Here is a 22,377-nt window from a genome sequence, read left to right on the forward strand (position 1 = left end):
CATTTTTTTAGGCCGGAATCGTGTCTATTTTTCCGGCGCGTGACCAGACGCGGTGCGCGGTCATCAGCGTCAGCAGGGTATCCATGAACTGTGTGTCTGCACTGTCCGCTTCCACCACGCCTTCTTCTCCTTCCTTTTTGATATTCAACGTTGCTTTAAACTGACGAGCATCGCCAGCCAGGGCGATAGGTTTTAAGTGTTTATACGCTTCGAGTAAGTAATATCGGGCATCTCCGTTCATTGCGATATCCGCAATATTCCCACATGGAACAATGACTGCATCGACCGTCAGGGATGGCGAACCCGCAAAGGTACCGGCGATTGTCAGAACGGAGCCATCGTCGGCAACCACATTCCCCATTCGGGAATAGAGCAGTTTGGCATGAACACCTTCGGCCTGTAGGGCTTGCATGATGGCGAGCAGATCGGCCGATTTCACCTGGTCATTAAGTAAAATGGCGACCACACGGCCCTTAATCTCACCTTGCGCACCTGCATATAAACTGAGTGACGGCGCATTTTTCAAACCGTTGACGTTGGCCGGCGGCATAATTTTGGTTTGTTCCTCAGTGAGTTCAAAACCCAGATTCCTGGCAACCGCCGTGGCGAGGGCAGTATCAATATGAACTAACTGTTCGACCACTCTTTCTCTGATATAGGGGCGCGTAACTTTGCTAAGTTCGAAACTGAATCCGCCGATAATATGCTGCTGTTCAATTGGCGTCTGACTTAGCCAGAACAGACGAGGCTGCGCATAGTATTCGCCGAAAGAGGGGCTGCGTTCGCGGATTTTGTTTCCTTCAATCCGTTCCTGATACGACTCAAATCCACCGCGTTTTGGCCCCGGAGGTGTTTCACGCGGCCAGTTATCATTGATGGAATTCGGTTCATAGTTGGCTGGGTTGGTATCGATGTCCATGCGATGCATGCCGTCACGCTGGAAATTATGATACGGACAGGTTGGGCGATTAATTGGGATTTCATGGAAGTTGGGCCCGCCCAGACGACTGATCTGGGTATCGGTATAGGAGAACAAGCGGCCCTGCAACAAGGGATCGTTAGTAAAATCGATGCCCGGGACGATGTGTCCGGGATGAAAAGCCACTTGCTCATTTTCGGCGAAAAAATTGTCCGGATTGCGGTTTAGCACCATTTTACCGACGAGTTGTACCGGAACCAGTTCTTCAGGTATCAATTTCGTTGGATCGAGCAGGTCAAAATCGAACTTGAATTCGTCCTCTTCAGGAATGAGCTGTAGCCCCAGTTCATATTCCGGATAATCGCCCGCTTCAATCGCCTCCCACAGATCGCGGCGATGAAAGTCGGGATCCCGACCGGTAAGTTTTTGCGCTTCATCCCATACCAGCGAAGCTTTGCCTGCCAGCGGTTTCCAGTGGAAACGGACAAAGGTGGCTTTCCCTTGCGCATTAATCAACCGAAATGTGTGAATACCAAAGCCTTCCATCGTGCGATAGCTGCGCGGAATACCCCGATCGGACATTGCCCATATGACGTTGTGCAACGTTTCAGGCTGTAATGAGACATAATCCCAGAAGGTGTCATGGGCGCTTTGGCCCTGCGGGATGGCCCAATGCGGCTCCGGTTTAACCGCATGGACGAAATCTGGGAATTTATGGGCATCCTGAATAAAGAAGATGGGAGTATTGTTTCCCACCAGGTCGAAAATGCCCTCTTCAGTGTAAAACTTGGTCGCAAATCCCCGTATATCTCTGACCGTATCCGCAGAGCCTGCGCCGCCCTGAACCGTAGAGAATCGGACAAAAACCGGGGTGATTTTATTTTCATCACTCAGAAAGTCCGCTTTCGTCGTCGCGCTGAGACTGGCATAGGGCTGAAAGTAACCGTGAGCGGCAGAACCTCGGGCATGTACGATCCTCTCCGGGATGCGTTCATGATCAAAATGGGTGATTTTTTCCCGCAGGATGAAGTCTTCCAGCAGAGTTGGCCCACGGTTTCCGGCGCGCAGAGAGTTTTGATCGTCCGCAATGCGCACGCCCTGATTGGTGGTCAGGGCAAAATCCTCGCTTCCTTTGCGAAAACTGTCCAGCGCGTTGAGTTTGTCACTTGTGACGTCAGGCGCTTTTAAGCTGCCGGATGTGGTGGGTTGCATGCCTGGTGGCGTGGGTTCAGGCGCTGGCTGATGTGAACCGTCTGCTGGCGCCAGTGAGTCAAGTCCTGGCTGGGATTCGCTGGCATCATGAACCGGCGCTGAGTGATGGAGTGGGTGCTTATCGTTCTGTGACATTAAACTCGTCTCCTGTTTTCATCGCTGAAAGGGTCGTTGTTGCTGTCAAAAACTTTAACTATAGACCACTCATTCAGCGGCGCAGGTACAGGCCGATGACGTAAAGCGCGATGAACCAGGCAAACAGCGCACGCAAGGCAGGACGTCAGGAGGCAAAATCGGCTAAGATAGCGGTTTTCTGATTTTTAGAATTTGTCTTTAGTGAAGCAACTGATTATGAAACCTCTTCGCCAACAAAATCGTCCGGTTATCAGCTATGTTCCTCGCGTGGAGCCCGCTCCACCAGAGCATGCGATTAAAATGGATGCGTTTCGTGACGTATGGATACTGCGCGGAAAATATGTCGCTTTTGTCTTAATGGGGGAGTCGTTTCAACGTTCGCCTGCATTTACGGTCCCGGAATCAGCGCAGCGCTGGGCTAATCAGGTTCGTCAGGAAAATGAACTGAGCGATTAATGGATATAAAAAAACCGCCGGAGCATGATACTCCGGCGGTTTTTTGTTTTTTAGCTGACAGACTTAGCGATGCGCCAGTTCGGCGTTATCGTCGCTGTCCAGAATTGTTTTATCGGTCTGCTTCAGCCATTGACTGGTCAGCGTACCGGCAGTCATGGAACCGCTTACGTTCAACGCAGTACGACCCATGTCGATCAGCGGTTCAACGGAGATCAACAGCGCAACCAGCGTGACCGGCAGACCCATAGCAGGCAGAACGATCAGCGCGGCAAACGTTGCACCGCCACCGACACCCGCAACCCCTGCGGAACTCACGGTCACGATACCAACCAGCGTGGCAATCCACATTGGGTCCAGCGGGTTGATTCCAACGGTCGGCGCGACCATTACTGCCAGCATTGCCGGGTACAGACCCGCACAACCATTCTGGCCAATCGTGGCGCCAAAAGAGGCGGCGAAAGAGGCGATGGATTCAGGCACGCCCAGACGACGGGTTTGCGCTTCAACGTTCAGCGGAATTGAGGCTGCGCTGGAACGGCTGGTGAAGGCGAAAGTCAGCACCGGCCACACCTTACGGAAGTATTTCAGCGGGCTAACGCCGTTAATACCCAAGAGGATCCCGTGAACCACGAACATAATGCCCAGACCGAGATAAGAGGCCACGACGAAGCTACCCAGCTTAATGATGTCCTGAAGGTTGGAACCGGCAACCACTTTGGTCATCAGCGCCAGAACACCGTACGGCGTCAACTGCATCACCAGACGAACCAGCTTCATCACCCAGCTTTGCAGGGTATCGATAGCCACCAGAACGCGCTCGCCTTTTGGTGCATCATCTTTTAGCAGTTTCAGTGCGGCTACACCCAGGAATGCTGCGAAGATAACTACGCTGATAATCGACGTCGGGTTGGCGCCAGTCAGATCGGCAAACGGGTTTTTCGGAATAAACGACAGCACCAGTTGCGGAACGCTGAGGTCAGCCACTTTGCCAACATAGTTGGTTTCAATCGCGTTCAGACGGGCCGTCTCGGCACCACCTTGCACCAGACCTTCGGCGGTCAGGCCGAACAGGTTGGTCACCAGAACCCCAACCAGTGCGGCAATCAGCGTGGTAAACAGTAGCGTTCCGATGGTCAGGAAGCTGATTTTACCTAACTGAGAGGCATTGTGCAGACGCGCAACGGCGCTGAGAATAGATGCAAATACCAGCGGCATAACAATCATCTGCAGCAACTGGACATAACCGTTGCCGACAATGTTGAACCACTGTACGGAATCTTTAAGAACCTGGCTGTCGGAACCATAAATGGTGTGCAGGGCAAGGCCGAACACGACACCCATGACCAGACCGACCAGTACTTTTTTGGCCAGACTCCACTGTTTGTGCCGGGCTTGCGCCAGCACGAACAGCAGCACTATGAACACGATAATGTTCGCGATTAAAGGAAAGTTCATCCCCGTTCTCCTGATCTTATTATGCGTATCACCGCTTAAAGGTGATTCTGTTGGCGCAAGATTAGCAGAACTGTGACATGCCTCTTATATTCAAATGGAATTGTTTATACCGAAAATGACTTTTTGGCTGATTTATTAGTCAATCTGATGCGTTATGAAACGATTGAAATGCATTTGTAGCGTATTAATCATCTGCGAAGACCAGCGTACAGCGCTGTTCTCTTGTACGGTCTGCGGCATCCAGATTGCCCATGCGAACAGTGCCATGCACAGAAACCGCTCCAGTTGGTTGCCTTTTTGCGGCACGAGGATGGGCAGACGAAAACGCCAGCGGCAGGGCCAAAGCAGGGGAACGCCCGCCGGGGTCAGCATATCGGCCAGAATATGGCTGAGATAACCGAGAACCATACCTTGTAAGGCATCAGCCGGTATTATCCAGGTGTCCGGGACTTTCAGGTAAAACGTGGTCAGCAGGGCAAAGACTGCAAGCAGGCTATGCGTAAACCCGCGATGACCAAATGCCCGGGCAATGGGTTTTGATATCCACTTCAGACGCTGCCCCAGCAGGGATTTGGGATGATCAATATCCGGCAGCAGGCACGTTAAAATGGCGGAAGGAACAATATGCCACCAGTCACCCTGCGCAAGAACGGGCGTTAGCTCGGCATTCTTGGCAAATACCGCACAGGCAATAGAAAAAAGAAGGTGGCCTTCCGCCGTCATGATAAAACCCAATAAACTGTCGATTCATACAGTATAGGGGTTTTATACAGTAGGCGGAAGAGGTGACGTTGTAACCCTTTGTCACAAGTGCGCCATTACCGCGCCAGCCAACCGCCATCCACGGCTAGCGTATAGCCATGAATATAGTCAGAGGCGGAACTTGCGAGGAATACGACCGGGCCTTTCAGATCATTTGGCGTGCCCCAGCGCCCTGCGGGAATACGATCGATAATCTCCTGATTGCGCTCGCTGTCTGCGCGCAGCTGCTGGGTATTATTGGTCGCCATATAGCCGGGTGCGATAGCATTGACATTAATTCCTTTGGCCGCCCATTCATTGGCGAGCAGGCGAGTGATGCCCAGTACGCCGCTTTTTGATGCTGTATAGGAAGGGACGCGGATTCCGCCCTGAAAAGAGAGCATCGAGGCAATGTTAATAATTTTTCCGCCATTGCCCTGAGTCAGAAACTGGCGCGCCACGGCCTGTGACAGAAAGAAAACAGATTTGAGATTCAGATTCATCACGTCATCCCAATCCTTTTCACTGAAGTCCAGCGCATCCTGACGGCGTATGGTTCCCGCATTGTTGACCAGAATATCGATCCGGCCAAACGCCGACACCGATTGTGTCACGATGCTGGTGAGAGCATCTTGTTGGCTGAGGTCGGCCTGAATAGCCATAAAACGTCGACCGAGGGCGTTAATTTTCTCTGCGGTTTCATGTGGTATTTTACGATTCACGCCGACTACATCGCAGCCCGCTTCAGCCAGCGCCACTGCCATACCCTGCCCAAGGCCGGTGTCACATCCAGTGACGATGGCTACTTTACCTTCGAGACGAAAAGCTTCCTGAATCATGTTTACCTCAACTATTTATGTCATTAACGCTTGCTCTATAGGGCAAGGATAGGAGAGGTTAAACAGAAACACAATTAAAAATGAAACGATGTTTTAAAAATAAAAGATCTGAGAGGGCGGGCAATACGATCATTGCCCGTTACAGGATTAGCCGCGCAGATGAACGGCAGTAAGTTCGGTGAGCGAGGTTAGTTTGACGTCGGCAAGAACGAAGCGGGGATCGTCCTGATTCTCATGCGCTGGTACGACGATGGAACGCATACGGGCGGCTTTCGAAGCAATCATGCCGTTTACCGAGTCTTCCAGTGCTACGCAGTTTAACGGGTCAATGCCCAGTTTTGTGGCGCAATCGAGATAAACCTGCGGGTGCGGTTTGCTGTAGGGCAGTTTTTCTGCGGAAGCCAGAGCGTCGAAGCTGCTGCGCAGATCAAACATGGTCAGCACTTTTTCCAGCATATGCAGCGGCGAGGCGGATGCCAGTCCTACTTTGATTCCCTGAGATTTGCACAACGCCACGGCTTCACGCACACCCGGCAGCAGTGGTTTTGTTTCTTCCACTAACGCAATGGCCCGGGTGATGATGCGCTCGGTGACTTCCTGACGTGAGGGACCGTTCCACGGTTGCTGCGCAAACCACAAATCGACCACCATATCGATGCGTAAGCCAAGAGTATCGGGAAGTTCATGGCGGCGGGAGATATCAACGCCTAAACTTGCTATCACATCCAGTTCAGCCTGATCCCAAAGCGGTTCAGAATCGACCAGTAACCCATCCATATCGAAAATTGCAGCAAGAATTTGACGCGGGGTTGACATTACAACCTCTCCTTTACGGTGATAAAAGGGATTAAGAGCCAGTAATAACAGGCTCTGAGCGTTCATTATGGCTAATTCAGCAGTATACCGCCTTTAAAGATCAGGCGAAAATGGTTATCAGCGGGTAAACTTAGGCCAAAATGACACGTCTTTATCAAGGGGAACTCATGACGTATCAACAAGCTGGACGCATTGCCGTCTTGAAAAGGCTGGCGGGATGGGTAATTTTCATTCCCGCGCTGATTTCAACACTGGTTTCTGTACTGAAGTTTATGTATGCGCACAGCGAAAAGCAGGAGGGAATTAACGCGGTCATGCTCGATTTTGCTCACGTGATGATCGATATGATGCGGGTTAATACACCTTTTCTTAACGTGTTCTGGTATAACTCGCCAACACCCGATTTTCAAAGTGGACTGAATCTCGTTTTTTGGCTGATATTCATCCTGATTTTTATCGGTCTGGCGTTGCAGGATTCAGGCGCCAGAATGAGCCGCCAGGCACGTTTCTTACGCGAAGGCGTTGAGGATCAGCTGATTCTGGAACAGGCAAAAGGCAGTGAAGGATTATCCCGCGAGCAACTTGAGTCGCGAATTGTGGTACCGCACCATACGATCTTCTTACAAATTTTCCCGCTTTATATTTTGCCGGTGATCGTTATCGTGATCGGCTACTTCTTCTTCTCATTGCTGGGCTTTTTGTAAGTGCCGCTCTATCGGGCCTGCCATGTTGCGAAACGGCAGGCCTGATAAGCAACGCGGTACGTAGTTAAGCAGCGAGTAATCTATCCAGCGCTTTCTGCGCCACAACCAGATGCTGTCCTCCGAACAGAATTGCTCGATTCAGCAGCGTATAGAGCTGGTAGATTGGCTGCCTGTCAAGAAAGTCCAGCGGTAGTGGTGAGACAGACTGGTAACCGTCATAAATTTGCGGCGGCTGATCGATATGTAACGGCAGCATTGCCAGGTCGCACTCTCTGTCCCCCCAGTAGCAGGCAGGGTCAAAGATGTACGGACCGTTAGGACCGAGGGCGCAGTTCCCGGACCACAAATCACCGTGCAGGAGAGACGGCTGCGGCTGATGAGAAGAGAGACGTTGCTGGACATGTTCGACGATGGCATCAATATTGCCAAACGCAATGCCTTTTTCAGCGGCGAGTTCCAGTTGCCAGCCTATACGCTGCTCGGCGAAAAAGGTTGACCAGCGACGTTGCCAGGTATTGGGCTGCGGTGTGGTAGAGAGCGCGTTATCGAAGTCGAGACCAAACTGAGGCTGGTCGCTCCATTCGTGCAAATGCGCAAGCTGTTGACCGAGGATAAACGCGTTATGCGCATCAAGCGGACGGGGAGGGAGGAAATCCATCACCAGAAAGCTGTAATCTCTGTCTGCGCCTACTGCCCAGACTTTCGGTACCGATACAGTTTGACTGCGGGAAAGTAGCTCCAGCTCATCGGCTTCTGCCGTAAAGCCGGTTAACAGCTCTCTTTCATCGCATTTGACGAAAAAATCTCGCCCCGCATAGCGTAAATGCCATGCGGCGTGAATCTCTCCGCCGGGCAGTTCATTACGCAGTTCGATTTCGCCTTCACCTAATTGCTCGCTTAAAAGACGACTGATAGCCTGCCACATGATGTCTCTCCCCATGTTGTCTGCCAGATCATAAGGTTAGCGCAAGAATGCGGTTAAAAAACACGAACTGACGCACACCACGGACGCGTCATCGCTGGAAAGGCACTTAATGTTTGTCGCTCTTCTTCACCCCGTACCGTTGTGGAGACGTCTGACTGCACATGATTCACTTCTTTGTAATCACGTGATTTTTTATCATAGTCGCATAACATCCATGCTGACAGTTTTACGCGAGAATCCCCCTTTCTCTTCAAAAGAGGGGCGGTGTCATTACTGAGTGAGATACGAATAAATTTTTTGCGTGTCGTCCAAAGAGCACAGGCGCGTACCCTGATTTAGCGTTGCAGCGCTACCTGCGGCGACGCCGTAACGGACAATATCCTCAAAAGGTGCATTCTCAGCCAGTTTAAGCGTCATGGCCCCGACCATACTGTCGCCCGCGCCTACGGTGCTTTGACTTTTCACCGGTGGCGGAACCACCTGAACGCAGGTATCTCGATCTACGCCCAGCGCTCCTTGCGGCCCAAGCGAGACCACAACGCGGTGCGCTTTTCCACTATGTACGATTTCCTGTGCGGCCTTGCGCACATCATCGGGCTGTGTCAGTTCTCGATTTACCAGCGCACTCAGTTCTTTGAGGTTAGGTTTGACCAGTTCGATATTGCCGATGGCTAACGCCGCCGTCAGTGCTTCACCTGAACTGTCGACAATACAGCGGATCCCCTGTTTTTGTGCGGTGGTAATCAGTCGGGTCAACTTCTCAAGCTGTACGCCGGGCGGCAAACTACCGCTGATGACCAGCAATGCACCAGATTCAATTTCCAGCACCTGATCCTGAAGTTGGTAGAACTCGTCATCGGTCAGCGCAGCGCCAGGCATGACAAAACGATATTGTTCGCCGCTGGACTCAACGTGGACATGAAGATTTTGTCGGGTCCAATCTTTGGCTTCGACAGTGGATACGGGAACATTTTCGTCGGCGAGCAATGCAATAAGATGCTCTCCGGTTGCACCCCCCGCGGGGAAAATCGCCGTTGCGGTTCCGCCAAGATGGGCAATTGCGCGAGCAACGTTGATGCCGCCGCCGCCGGGTTCAAAAACTGGCGAGGTACAACGAAGCTTACCTTCCGGGTAAATTTGCGGAGTGATTGTTGCGCTATCGAGAGAGGGCGCAAGTGTTAACGTATAGATACGTACCATCTTTACCTCCTGTTAGGCTGTCCTCAGTCTGGCACTTAACCTCCCGAAAGTGAAGTAATTAACAACATGATTTTTCATATCTTTATTTAAAATTATCGTCATAAAGTTATATAAATAAAATAAAGGTTTAGGAACGCTCTTATTCAAAAAATGAAATAAGAATTTATTGCTATGTTATTCGAGTCTTTTTATAATTTGTTACCTTTCAAGGGTCTTTTGTCATTGATCCATATGAAAGTTTCCGAGACCGTAATGGTCTCTTTTTTTGTTGTACGGACTCTTAATAAATGAAGCTTTTGAAGACAGTGCCCGCAGCATTACTGCTGACGGGAGGCCTGCTTGCGTCAATGCATGCTGCCGCCGATGATTCCGTTTTTACTGTCATGGATGACCCTTCCAGCGCGAAAAAACCCTTTGAAGGTAACCTGAACGCGGGATATCTCGCCCAGTCAGGCAACACAAAAAGTTCTTCTTTAACCGCAGATACCACCATGACCTGGTACGGCCAAACGACCGCATGGTCTCTGTGGGGAAATGCCAGTAATACCTCCTCAAATGATGAGCGTTCATCGGAGAAATATGCCGTAGGTGGCCGTAGTCGTTACAACATGACCGACTATGACTATCTCTTTGGACAGGCAAGCTGGTTGACCGACCGCTACAACGGCTACCGCGAGCGTGACGTGCTGACCGCGGGTTATGGTCGTCAGTTCCTCAACGGGCCTGTGCACAGCTTCCGTTTCGAATTCGGTCCTGGCGTGCGCTATGACGAGCACACGGATGGCACCACCGAAACACAGCCGCTGGGCTATGCGTCCGGGGCCTATGCATGGCAGATGACGGACAATACCAAGTTTACTCAGGGTGTGTCGGTATTCGGCGCTGACGATACCACACTCAACTCTGAAACTGCCCTGAACGTTGCCATCAACGAACACTTTGGGTTAAAGGTGGCTTACAATGTGACCTGGAACTCTGAACCACCGGCAACAGCGCCGGAGCATACCGATCGCCGCACGACAGTTTCCCTCGGCTATCGGATGTAGTGACAAGCCGGGTCAAATAAATGGCCTGGCTTTTCTAAATTAAAGTTAAGTTTATTTAATATTTAATTTGCGTTTTATTTTTCTACCTGGCCATAACGCGTTATTTTCAGACGAATTCGATTAATCGATAAATAAACGAAATCGGAACAGCGGGTGAGCGTCATTTAGCCCCAGATCATCGCAGCCCAGCGCAGCATCAACATGGCCGCACAAATAACGAGCAGAATCACAACCATCTTCCAGTGTTTCTTCGCAAAGCGATTTGTGGGCATTGTTTTTTTCCTGCTCAGGTTAGATGACTTTGTGCAAGTGTAACAAAGATGGTTGGGTGTCAGTGAATTGATTTACATCATAGAGCGCACGTTGATTGCTGCTTTGATCGACCCGTAATGCCGTGTACACTGTCAAACGGTGTTATCAAAAAGCGGGTGTAGGTCCAGTGTGGTCTTTAAGGCGACCAGTGACATATTTCGCAGAGTGAAGCGGGAATCAGCCCACACCTTTTTGATAATTTTAAATATTGAATCTTTGTATGTGATCTTACGTGTGGGTCACCACTGCAAATAAGGATATAACATGCCTGTTATTACTCTTCCTGATGGCAGCCAACGCCATTACGACCACGCTGTAAGCCCCATGGATGTTGCGCTGGACATCGGTCCAGGTCTGGCGAAAGCCACTATTGCTGGCCGTGTTGACGGTGAGCTGGTAGATGCTTCCGATCTGATTGAGCATGATGCGAAGCTCTCCATCATCACCGCGAAGGATGAAGAAGGTCTGGAGATCATTCGTCACTCCTGTGCGCACCTGTTAGGGCACGCGATCAAACAACTCTGGCCGCACACCAAAATGGCGATCGGACCGGTTGTTGATAACGGTTTTTACTACGATATCGATCTTGACCGTACGTTAACCCAGGAAGACGTCGACGCGCTTGAGAAGCGGATGCACGAGCTCGCTGAGAAAAACTACGATGTCATTAAGAAGAAAGTCAGCTGGTACGAAGCGCGTGAAACCTTCGTGAAGCGTGGCGAGACCTATAAAGTCTCCATTCTTGATGAAAACATTGCCCATGATGACAAGCCTGGCTTGTACCATCATGAAGAATATGTCGATATGTGCCGTGGCCCGCACGTGCCGAATATGCGTTTCTGCCATCACTTCAAACTGATGAAGACCGCAGGGGCATACTGGCGTGGCGACAGCAATAACAAGATGCTGCAGCGTATTTATGGTACTGCATGGGCAGATAAAAAAGCCCTGAATGCCTACCTGCAACGTCTGGAAGAAGCGGCCAAACGCGATCACCGTAAAATCGGTAAACAGCTTGACCTGTATCACATGCAGGAAGAAGCGCCGGGTATGGTGTTCTGGCACAACGATGGCTGGACTATCTTCCGTGAACTGGAAGTCTTTGTTCGCTCAAAACTGAAAGAATACCAGTATCAGGAAGTGAAAGGTCCGTTCATGATGGACCGCGTGCTGTGGGAAAAAACAGGTCACTGGGACAACTACAAAGATGCGATGTTCACCACCTCTTCTGAGAACCGTGAATACTGCATTAAGCCAATGAACTGCCCTGGCCACGTACAGATCTTTAATCAGGGTCTGAAATCCTATCGCGATCTGCCGCTGCGTATGGCTGAGTTTGGTAGCTGCCACCGTAATGAACCGTCAGGTGCGCTGCATGGACTGATGCGTGTTCGTGGCTTCACTCAAGATGATGCGCATATCTTCTGTACTGAAGAGCAGATTCGTGATGAAGTTAACGCGTGCATTCGTATGGTCTACGATATGTACAGCACCTTTGGCTTCGAGAAAATCGTCGTCAAACTGTCCACTCGCCCCGAAAAACGTATCGGTAGCGATGAAATGTGGGACCGTGCTGAAGCTGACCTGGCCGTTGCGCTGGAAGAAAACAACATCCCGTTTGAGTTCCAACTGGGTGAGGGCGCGTTCTACGGTCCGAAAATTGAATTTACCCTGTATGACTGCCTCGATCGTGCATGGCAGTGCGGTACTGTACAGCTGGACTTCTCCCTGCCGTCCCGTTTAAGCGCCTCTTACGTTGGCGAAAACAACGAACGTCAGGTGCCGGTTATGATTCACCGTGCAATTCTTGGGTCGATGGAACGTTTCATCGGTATCCTGACCGAAGAGTTCGCTGGCTTCTTCCCGACCTGGCTTGCGCCGGTTCAGGTTGTGGTCATGAACATCACCGATTCTCAGTCTGAATACGTTAACGAATTAACGCAGAAACTACAAAATGCGGGTATTCGTGTAAAAGCAGACTTGAGAAATGAGAAGATTGGCTTTAAAATCCGCGAGCACACTTTACGTCGTGTCCCTTACATGTTGGTCTGTGGCGACAAAGAGGTAGAAGCAGGCAAAGTTGCCGTGCGCACCCGTCGTGGCAAAGACTTGGGCAGCCTGGACGTAAATGAAGTGATTGAGAAGCTGCAACAAGAGATTCGCAGCCGCAGTCTTCAACAACTGGAGGAATAAGGTATTAAAGGCGGAAAACGAGTTCAAACGGCACGTCCGAATCGTATCAATGGCGAGATTCGCGCCCTGGAAGTTCGCTTAACAGGTCTGGAAGGCGAAGCTTTGGGTATTGTGAGTCTGAGAGAAGCGATCGAAAAAGCTGAAGAAGCTGGAGTAGATTTAGTTGAAATCAGCCCTAACGCCGAACCGCCAGTTTGTCGTATTATGGACTACGGCAAGTTCCTTTATGAAAAGAGTAAGTCTTCTAAGGAACAGAAGAAAAAGCAAAAAGTTATCCAGGTTAAGGAAATTAAATTCCGTCCTGGCACCGACGATGGCGATTACCAGGTAAAACTCCGCAGCCTGGTACGCTTTCTGGAAGATGGCGATAAGGCTAAGATCACACTGCGTTTTCGCGGTCGTGAGATGGCCCACCAACAGATCGGTATGGAAGTGCTCAACCGCGTCCGTGACGATCTGAGTGAACTGGCAGTAGTCGAATCCTTCCCTACGAAGATCGAAGGCCGCCAGATGATCATGGTGCTCGCTCCTAAGAAGAAACAGTAAGGCCTTCAAGTAGCAATGTCTGTGGAGCCTACGGGTTCCACAGCCGTTGTTCGCCTACGTTTCGTTTATTAACAATGCGAAGTGGAAGTTATTAAAATGCCAAAAATTAAGACCGTACGCGGTGCTGCTAAGCGTTTCAAAAAAACCGGTGGTGGTGGATTTAAGCGTAAGCACGCAAACCTGCGTCATATTCTGACCAAAAAATCTACTAAGCGTAAACGTCACCTGCGTCCAAAAGGCCTCGTGTCTAAAGGCGATCTGGGTCTGGTTATCGCGTGCCTGCCGTACGCATAAGCCGTTAACGTTTAATTCATTTTTTTACTAAGAATATAGATACAGGAGAGCACATATGGCTCGCGTAAAACGTGGTGTAGTTGCCCGTGCACGTCACAAGAAAATTTTGAAACAAGCTAAAGGCTACTACGGTGCGCGTTCTCGCGTATACCGCGTTGCCTTCCAGGCTGTTATCAAAGCTGGTCAGTACGCTTATCGTGACCGTCGTCAGAAAAAGCGTCAGTTCCGTCAACTGTGGATTGCGCGTATCAACGCAGCAGCACGTCAGAACGGTATTTCTTACAGCAAATTCATCAACGGCCTGAAAAAAGCCTCTGTTGAAATCGACCGTAAGATCCTGGCTGACATCGCAGTATTCGACAAAGTAGCGTTCACCGCTCTGGTCGAAAAAGCGAAAGCAGCTCTGGCATAAGCCGGTGAAAAGAGGGAGCCTGGCTCCCTCTCTTTTATTTGCAGTACAATCAATTAGTTGACAATTTATCCGTGAGCCTTTTCAATAAAGGTTGTCCGGTTTTTACCACACAAGGTAACGCAAGCATGAATGCTGCTATTTTCCGCTTCTTCTTTTACTTTAGCACCTGAAATCAGGAGGCTTGCGCGTGAAAGAAGAAACGGAAAACAGCGCCTAAAAGCCTCCCTGGTGGAGGCTTTTTTTATACGCGTCATCCTTCAAGTTGTCTCTGTATTGGCTGCATTCGCTCTTTTACTGCGTTGATACAACTTGAATGATTTTGCGTATATATGAGCGACTAGTGAATATCGCAACATAACGAGGAAAACCATGTCACATCTCGCAGAGCTGGTTGCCAGTGCAACGGCCGCCATTAACCAGGCTTCAGATGTTGCCGCGTTAGACAATGTCCGCGTCGAATATTTGGGCAAGAAAGGGCACCTGACCCTTCAGATGACAACCCTGCGCGAACTGCCGCCAGAAGAGCGCCCGGCAGCAGGTGCGGTGATAAACGAAGCCAAAGAGCAGGTGCAGCAAGCGCTGAACGCGCGTAAGGCCGAATTAGAAAGTGCTGCCCTGAATGCTCGTCTGGCAGAAGAAACTATCGATATCTCCCTGCCAGGGCGTCGTATCGAAAACGGCGGTCTGCATCCTGTAACGCGTACAATTGACAGGATTGAAAGTTTCTTTGGTGAGCTGGGCTTTACCGTGGCGACTGGTCCGGAAATCGAAGATGACTATCATAACTTCGATGCGCTGAACATTCCTGGCCATCATCCGGCGCGCGCTGACCACGACACTTTCTGGTTTGACGCGACGCGTTTGCTGCGTACGCAGACTTCCGGCGTGCAGATCCGCACCATGAAGGAAAAACAGCCGCCGATCCGTATTATCGCCCCGGGCCGTGTATATCGTAACGATTACGATCAGACTCACACCCCGATGTTCCATCAGATGGAAGGGCTGATTGTTGATACCAACATCAACTTCACCAACCTGAAAGGCACGCTGCACGATTTCCTGCGCAACTTCTTTGAAGAAGACCTGCAGGTTCGTTTCCGTCCTTCCTACTTCCCGTTCACTGAACCTTCTGCGGAAGTAGACGTGATGGGCAAAAACGGTAAGTGGCTGGAAGTACTGGGTTGCGGGATGGTTCACCCGAACGTGCTGCGTAATGTTGGCATCGATCCGGAAATCTACTCGGGCTTTGCATTTGGTATGGGGATGGAGCGTCTGACCATGCTGCGTTACGGTGTTACCGATCTGCGTTCTTTCTTCGAAAACGATCTGCGTTTCCTCAAACAGTTTAAATAAAGGCAGGATAAAACAATGAAATTCAGTGAACTGTGGTTACGCGAATGGGTAAACCCGGCGATTGATAGCGATGCTCTGTCAAACCAAATCACAATGGCGGGTCTGGAAGTTGACGGTGTGGAACCTGTTTCCGGTGCGTTCAACGGCGTTGTGGTGGGTGAAGTGGTTGAATGTGGCCAGCACCCGAACGCTGACAAACTGCGTGTCACCAAAGTGAATGTAGGCGGTGACCGTCTGCTGGATATCGTCTGCGGTGCGCCAAACTGCCGTCAGGGGTTGAAAGTGGCTGTGGCAACCGTTGGTGCCGTTCTGCCGGGCGATTTCAAAATCAAAGCCGCGAAACTGCGCGGTGAGCCGTCTGAAGGTATGCTGTGCTCATTCTCTGAGCTGGGTATTTCCGACGATCATAACGGGATTATCGAACTGCCGGCCGATGCGCCAATTGGCACCGATATCCGTGAATACCTGAAGCTTGACGACAACACTATCGAAATCAGCGTCACGCCGAACCGCGCCGACTGCTTAGGCATTATCGGTGTCGCACGTGATGTTGCTGTGCTGAATAAAGCTCCGCTGGTTGAGCCGGAAATCGCGCCTGTAGCGGCAACCATTAGCGACGTCCTGCCGATTCAGGTTGAAGCCGTGGAAGCCTGTCCACGCTATCTGGGCCGCGTGGTTAAAGGCATCAATGTTAAAGCGCCGACCCCGCTGTGGATGAAAGAAAAACTGCGTCGTTGCGGTATTCGTTCAATCGATGCCGTGGTTGACGTGACTAACTATGTGCTGCTCGAACTGGGCCAGCCGATGCACGCATTCGACAAAGACCGCATTGAAGGCGGAATTGTTGTCCGTATGGCAAAAGAGGGTGAGACCCTGGTATTGCTGGATGGCAGCGAAGCGAAGCTGAATGCGGATACGCTGGTGATTGCGGACCATAACAAAGCGCTGGCGATGGGCGGCATCTTTGGTGGCGAACATTCCGGCGTGAATGATGAAACGCAAAACGTCCTGCTGGAATGTGCATTCTTCAGCCCGCTGTCTATTACCGGTCGCGCACGTCGTCACGGTCTGCACACCGATGCTTCTCACCGCTATGAGCGTGGTGTTGATCCGGCTCTGCAACATAAGGCCATGGAACGTGCAACGCGCCTGCTGATCGATATCTGCGGCGGCGAAGCGGGTCCAGTCATTGACGTGATGAACGAAGACACGCTGCCAAAACGCGCAACCATTACGCTTCGTCGTAGCAAACTGGATCGTCTGATCGGACACCATATTGCGGATGAGCAGGTGAGCGACATTCTGCGTCGTCTGGGTTGTGACGTGACGGAAGGGCAGGATGAGTGGAAAGCGGTCGCGCCGAGCTGGCGTTTCGATATGGAAATCGAAGAAGACCTGGTCGAAGAAGTCGCCCGCGTATACGGTTATGACAATATCCCGAACACGCCGATTCAGGCGGGTCTTATCATGGGTACGCATCGTGAAGCGGATTTGTCGCTGAAACGTGTAAAAACCATGCTGAATGACAAAGGCTACCAGGAAGTAATTACCTACAGCTTCGTCGACCCGAAAGTCCAGTCGCTGCTGCACCCGGGTGAAGAAGCGCTGCTGCTGCCAAGCCCAATCTCTATTGATATGTCGGCTATGCGTTTGTCCCTGTGGACCGGCTTGCTGTCTACGGTAGTGTATAACCAGAACCGTCAGCAGAACCGCGTACGTATTTTTGAAACGGGTTTACGTTTCGTACCGGATACACAGGCCAATCTCGGGATCCGTCAGGATCTGATGCTGGCGGGCGTGATCTGCGGTAACCGTCATGATGAACACTGGAATCTGGCAAAAGAGACCGTTGATTTCTATGATCTGAAAGGCGATCTGGAAGCGGTTCTCGACCTGACCGGCAAACTGGCAGACATTCAGTTCAAAGCTGAAGCGAATCCAGCACTGCATCCGGGTCAGTCTGCGGCGATTTATCTGAAAGGTGAACGTATTGGTTTCATTGGGGTTGTTCATCCTGAACTGGAACGTAAACTGGATCTGAACGGTCGCACTCTGGTGTTTGAACTGGAGTGGAATAAGCTCGCAGACCGCGTGGTGCCTCAGGCGCGTGAAGTTTCTCGCTTCCCGGCGAACCGTCGCGACATCGCGGTTGTTGTGGCCGAAAACGTTCCCGCTGCGGATATTTTATCCGAGTGTAAGAAAGTTGGCGTAAATCAGGTAGTTGGCGTAAACTTATTTGACGTGTACCGCGGTAAGGGTGTTGCGGAGGGTTATAAGAGCCTCGCTATCAGCCTGATCCTTCAGGATACCAGCCGTACACTTGAAGAAGAGGAGATTGCCGCTACCGTCGCCAAATGTGTAGAGGCATTAAAAGAGCGATTCCAGGCATCATTGAGGGATTGAACCTATGGCGCTTACAAAAGCTGAAATGTCAGAATATCTGTTTGATAAGCTTGGGCTTAGCAAGCGGGATGCCAAAGAACTGGTCGAGCTGTTTTTCGAAGAGATCCGTCGTGCTCTGGAAAATGGTGAGCAGGTAAAACTCTCTGGTTTTGGTAACTTCGATCTGCGTGATAAGAATCAACGTCCGGGCCGTAACCCGAAAACGGGCGAAGATATTCCCATTACAGCACGGCGCGTGGTGACCTTCAGACCCGGACAGAAGTTAAAAAGCCGGGTCGAAAACGCAACGCCCAAAGAAGAGTGATTTAACGATCCGTTAAGTCACTTGCTCTGCCATCAAAGCGGCAGCGCAAACCATGATATATAACTAAAAAGGCCGCTCTGCGGCCTTTTTCCTTTTCACTACCGAATCAGCACCGTAGAATCACCTTCATCTCTTTTCAGCAGAATGGAAAACATGCTGACTTTCGCCCATCAACAGCAGCGTCGAAATGTGCGCTGGATACTGTCACTGTCAGTACTTATGCTACTGGCAACGATTCTAAGCTTGTGCGCAGGAGAACAATGGATCGCTCCCGGCGACTGGTTCAGCGCCCGCGGCGATCTGTTCGTCTGGCAAATCCGACTTCCCCGTACCCTTGCCGTTTTGCTGGTAGGCGCTGCGTTGGCCTTATCAGGCGCAGTGATGCAAGCTCTCTTTGAAAATCCGCTCGCCGAGCCGGGATTATTAGGCGTGTCTAACGGCGCGGGAGTCGGGCTTATCGCGGCGGTGCTGCTGGGGCAGGGGCAACTTCCCGGCTGGGCATTGGGCCTTTGCGCCATTGCCGGGGCGCTGATTATCACGCTCATACTGCTACGTTTCGCCCGCCGTCATTTGTCTACCAGCCGTCTGCTACTGGCAGGGGTGGCGCTGGGGATTATCTGTAGCGCGCTGATGACATGGGCCATCTACTTCTCCACCTCATTTGACTTACGACAGCTGATGTACTGGATGATGGGGGGCTTCGGTGGCGTAGACTGGCATCAGGCCTGGCTCATGGTGGCGTTGATTCCGGTACTGGTGTGGATCTGCTGTCAGTCGCAGCCGATGAATATGCTGGCATTAGGAGAGACGTCTGCTCGTCAGCTGGGGCTGCCCCTATGGTTCTGGCGCAACCTGCTGGTGGTCGCCACAGGCTGGATGGTCGGCGTGAGCGTGGCTCTGGCAGGGGCGATTGGTTTTATTGGGCTTGTGATCCCGCATATTTTGCGACTGTGCGGCCTCACCGATCACCGTGTTTTATTGCCAGGTTGTGCGTTGGCTGGTGCAATCGCATTACTGTTTGCTGATGTTGTCGCGCGTCTGGTGCTGGCCTCGGCTGAGTTACCTATCGGCGTGGTGACGGCCACCATGGGCGCACCGGTATTTATCTGGCTATTGTTAAAAGCCGCGCGCTAGAACGCGTTGGTTCGGTCTATGATTAAAAACTGAAAATCCATCTGTTGTTCTGGAGATGCTATGCAAAACACTATCCTCGATACAGAAGTGACGACCATCGACGGCGAGGTTACCTCACTGCAGCCGTATTCCGGAAATGTGCTGTTAATCGTCAACGTTGCTTCAAAATGTGGACTGACGCCGCAGTACGAGCAACTGGAGAATCTGCAGAAAACCTGGCACCAACAGGGCTTCAGCGTTCTTGGTTTCCCTTGCAATCAGTTTCTGGGCCAGGAGCCGGGCAGCGAAGAGGAAATAAAAACGTACTGCAGTACCACCTGGGGCGTAACTTTCCCGATGTTCAGCAAAATTGACGTCAACGGCGAGGGACGCCATCCGCTGTATCAGAAGCTGATTGATGCCGCACCAACGGCCGTTGCACCTGCGGACAGTGGGTTCTATGAGCGAATGGCGAGCAAAGGTCGTGCGCCGCTCTACCCGGACGATATTCTGTGGAATTTCGAGAAGTTTTTAGTGGGTCGCGATGGAAAAGTGCTGCAACGATTCTCACCGGATATGACGCCTGAGGATCCCATTTTGCTGCAAACCATCAAGCAGGCGCTGGCAAACTAATGTCTCGATTGATGCAGCTACAGGACGTCGCGGAATCGACCCGTCTTGGCCCGCTTTCTGGTGAGATAAAAGCAGGAGAGATCCTGCATTTAGTGGGACCAAACGGTGCCGGAAAAAGTACGCTGTTGGCGCGTATGGCGGGTCTGACGAACGGAGAGGGCAGCATCACTTTTGGTGATATGCCGTTGGAGGAATGGCCGGCTGCCAGGCTGGCGCAATATCGTGCCTATCTTGCGCAACAGCAAAATCCGCCGTTTGCGATGCCGGTCTGGCATTTTCTGACGCTGCATCAACCCGACAAAGCACGTACCGATCTGTTACAGGAGGTCGCCGATGCGCTCGGCCTGGGAGATAAACTGGGGCGCGGCGTGAACCAACTCTCCGGCGGTGAGTGGCAGCGTGTGCGCCTGGCTGCGGTTATCCTGCAGATTTGCCCACAAGCGAATCCATTAGGTCAGCTTTTACTCCTGGATGAGCCGATGAACAGTCTGGACGTCGCGCAACAAAACGCACTGGATCGATTGTTGAGTCAGCTGTGTTTGCAGGGCATAGCGATTGTGATGAGTAGTCACGACCTTAATCACACCTTACGCCATGCGCATAAAGCCTGGCTACTCAAACGTGGGAAACTGCTTGCCAGTGGTTCTCGAGATGCGGTACTGACGCCGGCCAATCTGTCTGCGGCCTATGGTGTCAACTTCCGACGTTTGGATATTGAAGGGCATAGAATGCTCATATCAACCACTTAAGTTAAATGGGTTCTTGAAAATCATATAATTTCCACGCTAAATTGGTATAAAAATAAAATTCAGAGGATTCGTACTGAATGCGCTTTTGGCTCCTTTTAATCACAGCATTGTTTTTGGCGGGCTGCAGCAGCCATCGTGCGCCTGCGCCAAATGCCCGCTTGTCGGATTCAATCGCCGTTATCGCCGGTCTTAATGATCAGCTACAAACCTGGCATGGCACACCCTATCGTTATGGTGGTATGAGTCGTAGCGGGGTGGATTGTTCTGGATTTGTTTTGATGACGATGCGCGATAAATTCGATCTGCAACTCCCACGCGATACGCGTACGCAATCAAAGATTGGTACCGAAATTGATAAAGACGATTTGCTGCCCGGTGATCTGGTTTTCTTTAAAACCGGGTCTGGGGAAAGCGGTCTGCATGTCGGTATTTACGATACCAATAATCAATTTATTCATGCTTCAACCAGCCGTGGAGTGATGCGCTCGTCTCTGGATAACGTTTACTGGCGTAAAAACTTTTGGCAGGCGCGACGTATTTAATCCTCACAACTCCGAGGCTGCCATCGAGTGGCAGCCTCAACATCACCGTTTGAAAGTTAACTTTTATTTCTGCTTTTGGTTAGACAATACCCATGAACATTAAGAGCGTATCTTGCTAAAAATATGATTTATTCCGAGATATTAAAAAGTGCAAAGCTGGATATTCGCTTATAATCAGGATAAGCTAAAAAAAAGGATTCGATTTACCGGCTAAAAAGGGAAAAATGAAAGGGCCTCTACTTGCATCAGCAGTAACGTATTTCTTCATCCTTTGCTACAGGATGCCGGATAACACCCATGCAGCGGGGCTGGCACGATGATTGTTTCACTGGATAATCTTTACCATTCTGAGTTCTCTTTTCTTCCTGCGAGAAGCGAAAAAGGCGATCTTGAATTCGTCGACATCATCACCAATTTCGCCAGTGCACATGGGGATGTGCGTATACCCACCGAGCTGGTCCTACCTCGGATGTCAGACGACGAACAATGTCGTTTATTTGTAGAAAAACTAGAATTAATCGAAACGTGCCAACATTTTTTTATTCAGCGAAAAGTATTTGCCTGGATTAATTTAACGCCAGCAATTGCTAATACTTTATTATCAGATACTGAACTTGCTTCACAAGTTGAACGATTTTCATTTCTGGAGCTGACTATTAATGAAAGCTATCCGGAGTTAAACAAAGGTAAAGATAATCCAACATTGGCCGCACTTGCTGCGCGATTTCCATTAGTCCTGACAAACTATGGTGCTGGCGGTATATCAACCCGGGCAATTTTTGACGGTCTGTTCAAACGCGTCGTTCTGGATAAAAACTTTGTTCAACAAAGGATTGCACATATTTCGTTTGAACCGTTTATGCGGGCTATTCTGGCGCAACTATCTCCCAGTTGTGAGTCAATAATCATTAGCGGAATTGATACACAAGAGATGCTGGAGCGTGTTTTGCCTGTGGGATTCAGTGCCATGCAGGGAGGATTGTGGCCTGCAGTGCCTCCTGCGCAGATAATTTCGCTTGCTAAGATATAACCCTTTTATTTGCTGGTGTTTAACAGGCTATTAACAGTCTACACT

Annotated in this window: 24 protein-coding genes and 1 other annotated feature; of the genes, 16 read left to right on the forward strand and 8 right to left on the reverse strand. The window is 50.8% G+C overall.

The features are described from left to right. Nucleotides 1–7 precede the first annotated feature (7 nt). Nucleotides 8–2,266, reverse strand: coding sequence for a catalase HPII (gene katE / locus C2U41_RS07415; RefSeq protein WP_103848933.1), 2,259 nt, complete (start codon nt 2,264–2,266; stop codon nt 8–10). A 213-nt stretch (nt 2,267–2,479) separates the two neighbouring features. Between katE and cedA the strand changes: the two genes are divergently transcribed. After that, on the forward strand, nt 2,480–2,722 hold the full coding sequence (gene cedA / locus C2U41_RS07420) for a cell division activator CedA (RefSeq protein ID WP_229235686.1): 243 nt from the start codon (nt 2,480–2,482) through the stop codon (nt 2,720–2,722). A gap of 63 nt (nt 2,723–2,785) precedes the next feature. On the opposite strand, the gene tcyP is transcribed toward cedA, so the two are convergent. The 4 genes from tcyP to hxpB all read right to left on the reverse strand — a co-directional run bounded on the left by tcyP (nt 2,786) and on the right by hxpB (nt 6,573). Then, entirely contained in the window at nt 2,786–4,177 is a 1,392-nt protein-coding gene (gene tcyP, locus C2U41_RS07425) for a cystine/sulfocysteine:cation symporter (RefSeq protein WP_003843455.1), read from the reverse strand. Nucleotides 4,178–4,312: 135 nt separating this feature from the next. Then, a complete protein-coding gene (locus C2U41_RS07430) occupies nt 4,313–4,912 on the reverse strand; it encodes a metal-dependent hydrolase (protein WP_103848934.1) in 600 nt (199 codons plus the stop codon). An 83-nt stretch (nt 4,913–4,995) separates the two neighbouring features. Continuing rightward, nucleotides 4,996–5,757 carry a 2-dehydro-3-deoxy-D-gluconate 5-dehydrogenase KduD gene (kduD, locus tag C2U41_RS07435; RefSeq protein WP_103848935.1) on the reverse strand — a complete coding sequence of 254 codons (762 nt, stop codon included), beginning with the start codon at nt 5,755–5,757 and terminating at the stop codon, nt 4,996–4,998. A gap of 147 nt (nt 5,758–5,904) precedes the next feature. Continuing rightward, nucleotides 5,905–6,573: a hexitol phosphatase HxpB gene (gene hxpB, locus C2U41_RS07440; RefSeq protein ID WP_003840908.1), complete on the reverse strand. Its 669-nt coding sequence runs from the start codon at nt 6,571–6,573 to the stop codon at nt 5,905–5,907. Between the two features lie 167 nt (nt 6,574–6,740). On the opposite strand from hxpB, the gene C2U41_RS07445 reads away from it, so the two are divergent. Next, nucleotides 6,741–7,277 (forward strand): YniB family protein, encoded by a 537-nt coding sequence (locus C2U41_RS07445; protein ID WP_003030600.1) that lies wholly within the window; start codon nt 6,741–6,743, stop codon nt 7,275–7,277. Nucleotides 7,278–7,341: 64 nt separating this feature from the next. Here C2U41_RS07445 and C2U41_RS07450 read toward each other — a convergent pair whose 3' ends face one another. Both C2U41_RS07450 and pfkB read right to left on the reverse strand, forming a co-directional pair. Then, nucleotides 7,342–8,202: a fructosamine kinase family protein gene (locus C2U41_RS07450; protein WP_103848936.1), complete on the reverse strand. Its 861-nt coding sequence runs from the start codon at nt 8,200–8,202 to the stop codon at nt 7,342–7,344. 270 nt (nt 8,203–8,472) lie between these two features. Next, nucleotides 8,473–9,402 carry a 6-phosphofructokinase II gene (gene pfkB, locus C2U41_RS07455; protein WP_003843456.1) on the reverse strand — a complete coding sequence of 310 codons (930 nt, stop codon included), beginning with the start codon at nt 9,400–9,402 and terminating at the stop codon, nt 8,473–8,475. A gap of 287 nt (nt 9,403–9,689) precedes the next feature. On the opposite strand from pfkB, the gene C2U41_RS07460 reads away from it, so the two are divergent. After that, nucleotides 9,690–10,448 (forward strand): DUF481 domain-containing protein, encoded by a 759-nt coding sequence (locus C2U41_RS07460; RefSeq protein WP_003840911.1) that lies wholly within the window; start codon nt 9,690–9,692, stop codon nt 10,446–10,448. Nucleotides 10,449–10,612: 164 nt separating this feature from the next. On the opposite strand, the gene yniD is transcribed toward C2U41_RS07460, so the two are convergent. After that, nucleotides 10,613–10,720: a small membrane protein YniD gene (gene yniD, locus C2U41_RS07465; RefSeq protein ID WP_003030590.1), complete on the reverse strand. Its 108-nt coding sequence runs from the start codon at nt 10,718–10,720 to the stop codon at nt 10,613–10,615. A gap of 304 nt (nt 10,721–11,024) precedes the next feature. Here yniD and thrS point away from each other — a divergent pair, with 304 nt between their 5' ends. From thrS to C2U41_RS07530, 13 genes are all read left to right on the forward strand, one after another. Next, entirely contained in the window at nt 11,025–12,953 is a 1,929-nt protein-coding gene (gene thrS, locus C2U41_RS07470) for a threonine--tRNA ligase (RefSeq protein WP_003832572.1), read from the forward strand. Nucleotides 12,954–12,956: 3 nt separating this feature from the next. Then, nucleotides 12,957–13,499, forward strand: coding sequence for a translation initiation factor IF-3 (gene infC, locus C2U41_RS07475; protein WP_048997935.1), 543 nt, complete (start codon nt 12,957–12,959; stop codon nt 13,497–13,499). 96 nt (nt 13,500–13,595) lie between these two features. Continuing rightward, on the forward strand, nt 13,596–13,793 hold the full coding sequence (rpmI, locus tag C2U41_RS07480; protein ID WP_003030583.1) for a 50S ribosomal protein L35: 198 nt from the start codon (nt 13,596–13,598) through the stop codon (nt 13,791–13,793). Nucleotides 13,794–13,848: 55 nt separating this feature from the next. Continuing rightward, on the forward strand, nt 13,849–14,205 hold the full coding sequence (gene rplT, locus C2U41_RS07485) for a 50S ribosomal protein L20 (protein ID WP_003030578.1): 357 nt from the start codon (nt 13,849–13,851) through the stop codon (nt 14,203–14,205). A gap of 120 nt (nt 14,206–14,325) precedes the next feature. Continuing rightward, nucleotides 14,326–14,450: a sequence feature (Phe leader region), on the forward strand. Next, nucleotides 14,331–14,375 (forward strand): pheST operon leader peptide PheM, encoded by a 45-nt coding sequence (gene pheM, locus C2U41_RS29490; RefSeq protein WP_001386830.1) that lies wholly within the window; start codon nt 14,331–14,333, stop codon nt 14,373–14,375. Its footprint overlaps the feature before it by 45 nt. Before the next feature lie 124 nt (nt 14,451–14,574). After that, complete coding sequence (gene pheS / locus C2U41_RS07495; protein WP_003832580.1) at nt 14,575–15,558, forward strand: phenylalanine--tRNA ligase subunit alpha; 984 nt, start codon at nt 14,575–14,577, stop codon at nt 15,556–15,558. Nucleotides 15,559–15,573: 15 nt separating this feature from the next. Beyond that, nucleotides 15,574–17,961 (forward strand): phenylalanine--tRNA ligase subunit beta, encoded by a 2,388-nt coding sequence (pheT, locus tag C2U41_RS07500; RefSeq protein WP_103848937.1) that lies wholly within the window; start codon nt 15,574–15,576, stop codon nt 17,959–17,961. A 4-nt stretch (nt 17,962–17,965) separates the two neighbouring features. After that, nucleotides 17,966–18,265 (forward strand): integration host factor subunit alpha, encoded by a 300-nt coding sequence (gene ihfA, locus C2U41_RS07505; RefSeq protein ID WP_003030571.1) that lies wholly within the window; start codon nt 17,966–17,968, stop codon nt 18,263–18,265. Nucleotides 18,266–18,418: 153 nt separating this feature from the next. Beyond that, nucleotides 18,419–19,399, forward strand: coding sequence for a vitamin B12 ABC transporter permease BtuC (gene btuC, locus C2U41_RS07510; protein WP_003832584.1), 981 nt, complete (start codon nt 18,419–18,421; stop codon nt 19,397–19,399). A 60-nt stretch (nt 19,400–19,459) separates the two neighbouring features. Then, complete coding sequence (locus C2U41_RS07515; protein WP_016150130.1) at nt 19,460–20,011, forward strand: glutathione peroxidase; 552 nt, start codon at nt 19,460–19,462, stop codon at nt 20,009–20,011. Further along, nucleotides 20,011–20,760, forward strand: coding sequence for a vitamin B12 ABC transporter ATP-binding protein BtuD (btuD, locus tag C2U41_RS07520; protein WP_003030567.1), 750 nt, complete (start codon nt 20,011–20,013; stop codon nt 20,758–20,760). Before C2U41_RS07515 ends, btuD begins: the two co-directional genes overlap by 1 nt. Nucleotides 20,761–20,837: 77 nt before the next feature. Further along, entirely contained in the window at nt 20,838–21,302 is a 465-nt protein-coding gene (locus C2U41_RS07525) for an NlpC/P60 family protein (RefSeq protein WP_003836644.1), read from the forward strand. A gap of 316 nt (nt 21,303–21,618) precedes the next feature. Continuing rightward, the gene (locus tag C2U41_RS07530) at nt 21,619–22,332 is read left to right on the forward strand and encodes an EAL domain-containing protein (protein WP_003836643.1); all 714 of its coding nucleotides are present in this window, start codon (nt 21,619–21,621) and stop codon (nt 22,330–22,332) included. The last annotated feature ends 45 nt before the right edge of the window (nt 22,333–22,377 follow it).

The organism is Citrobacter freundii complex sp. CFNIH4, assembly GCF_002934505.1.
Lineage (GTDB): Bacteria > Pseudomonadota > Gammaproteobacteria > Enterobacterales > Enterobacteriaceae > Citrobacter > Citrobacter freundii.

Excerpts from the sequence above, each read along its gene's own strand:
- C2U41_RS07450 (WP_103848936.1), bottom strand. The coding sequence starts at position 8,202 with ATGTGGCAGGCTATCAGTCGTCTTTTAAGCGAGCAATTAGGTGAAGGC.
- rplT (WP_003030578.1), top strand. The coding sequence starts at position 13,849 with ATGGCTCGCGTAAAACGTGGTGTAGTTGCCCGTGCACGTCACAAGAAA.
- rpmI (WP_003030583.1), top strand. The coding sequence starts at position 13,596 with ATGCCAAAAATTAAGACCGTACGCGGTGCTGCTAAGCGTTTCAAAAAA.
- katE (WP_103848933.1), bottom strand. The coding sequence starts at position 2,266 with ATGTCACAGAACGATAAGCACCCACTCCATCACTCAGCGCCGGTTCAT.
- C2U41_RS07515 (WP_016150130.1), top strand. The coding sequence starts at position 19,460 with ATGCAAAACACTATCCTCGATACAGAAGTGACGACCATCGACGGCGAG.
- C2U41_RS07530 (WP_003836643.1), top strand. The coding sequence starts at position 21,619 with ATGATTGTTTCACTGGATAATCTTTACCATTCTGAGTTCTCTTTTCTT.
- hxpB (WP_003840908.1), bottom strand. The coding sequence starts at position 6,573 with ATGTCAACCCCGCGTCAAATTCTTGCTGCAATTTTCGATATGGATGGG.
- ihfA (WP_003030571.1), top strand. The coding sequence starts at position 17,966 with ATGGCGCTTACAAAAGCTGAAATGTCAGAATATCTGTTTGATAAGCTT.
- C2U41_RS07525 (WP_003836644.1), top strand. The coding sequence starts at position 20,838 with ATGCGCTTTTGGCTCCTTTTAATCACAGCATTGTTTTTGGCGGGCTGC.
- kduD (WP_103848935.1), bottom strand. The coding sequence starts at position 5,757 with ATGATTCAGGAAGCTTTTCGTCTCGAAGGTAAAGTAGCCATCGTCACT.
- btuD (WP_003030567.1), top strand. The coding sequence starts at position 20,011 with ATGTCTCGATTGATGCAGCTACAGGACGTCGCGGAATCGACCCGTCTT.
- thrS (WP_003832572.1), top strand. The coding sequence starts at position 11,025 with ATGCCTGTTATTACTCTTCCTGATGGCAGCCAACGCCATTACGACCAC.
- C2U41_RS07460 (WP_003840911.1), top strand. The coding sequence starts at position 9,690 with ATGAAGCTTTTGAAGACAGTGCCCGCAGCATTACTGCTGACGGGAGGC.
- pheS (WP_003832580.1), top strand. The coding sequence starts at position 14,575 with ATGTCACATCTCGCAGAGCTGGTTGCCAGTGCAACGGCCGCCATTAAC.
- tcyP (WP_003843455.1), bottom strand. The coding sequence starts at position 4,177 with ATGAACTTTCCTTTAATCGCGAACATTATCGTGTTCATAGTGCTGCTG.
- pfkB (WP_003843456.1), bottom strand. The coding sequence starts at position 9,402 with ATGGTACGTATCTATACGTTAACACTTGCGCCCTCTCTCGATAGCGCA.
- yniD (WP_003030590.1), bottom strand. The coding sequence starts at position 10,720 with ATGCCCACAAATCGCTTTGCGAAGAAACACTGGAAGATGGTTGTGATT.
- btuC (WP_003832584.1), top strand. The coding sequence starts at position 18,419 with ATGCTGACTTTCGCCCATCAACAGCAGCGTCGAAATGTGCGCTGGATA.
- pheT (WP_103848937.1), top strand. The coding sequence starts at position 15,574 with ATGAAATTCAGTGAACTGTGGTTACGCGAATGGGTAAACCCGGCGATT.
- C2U41_RS07445 (WP_003030600.1), top strand. The coding sequence starts at position 6,741 with ATGACGTATCAACAAGCTGGACGCATTGCCGTCTTGAAAAGGCTGGCG.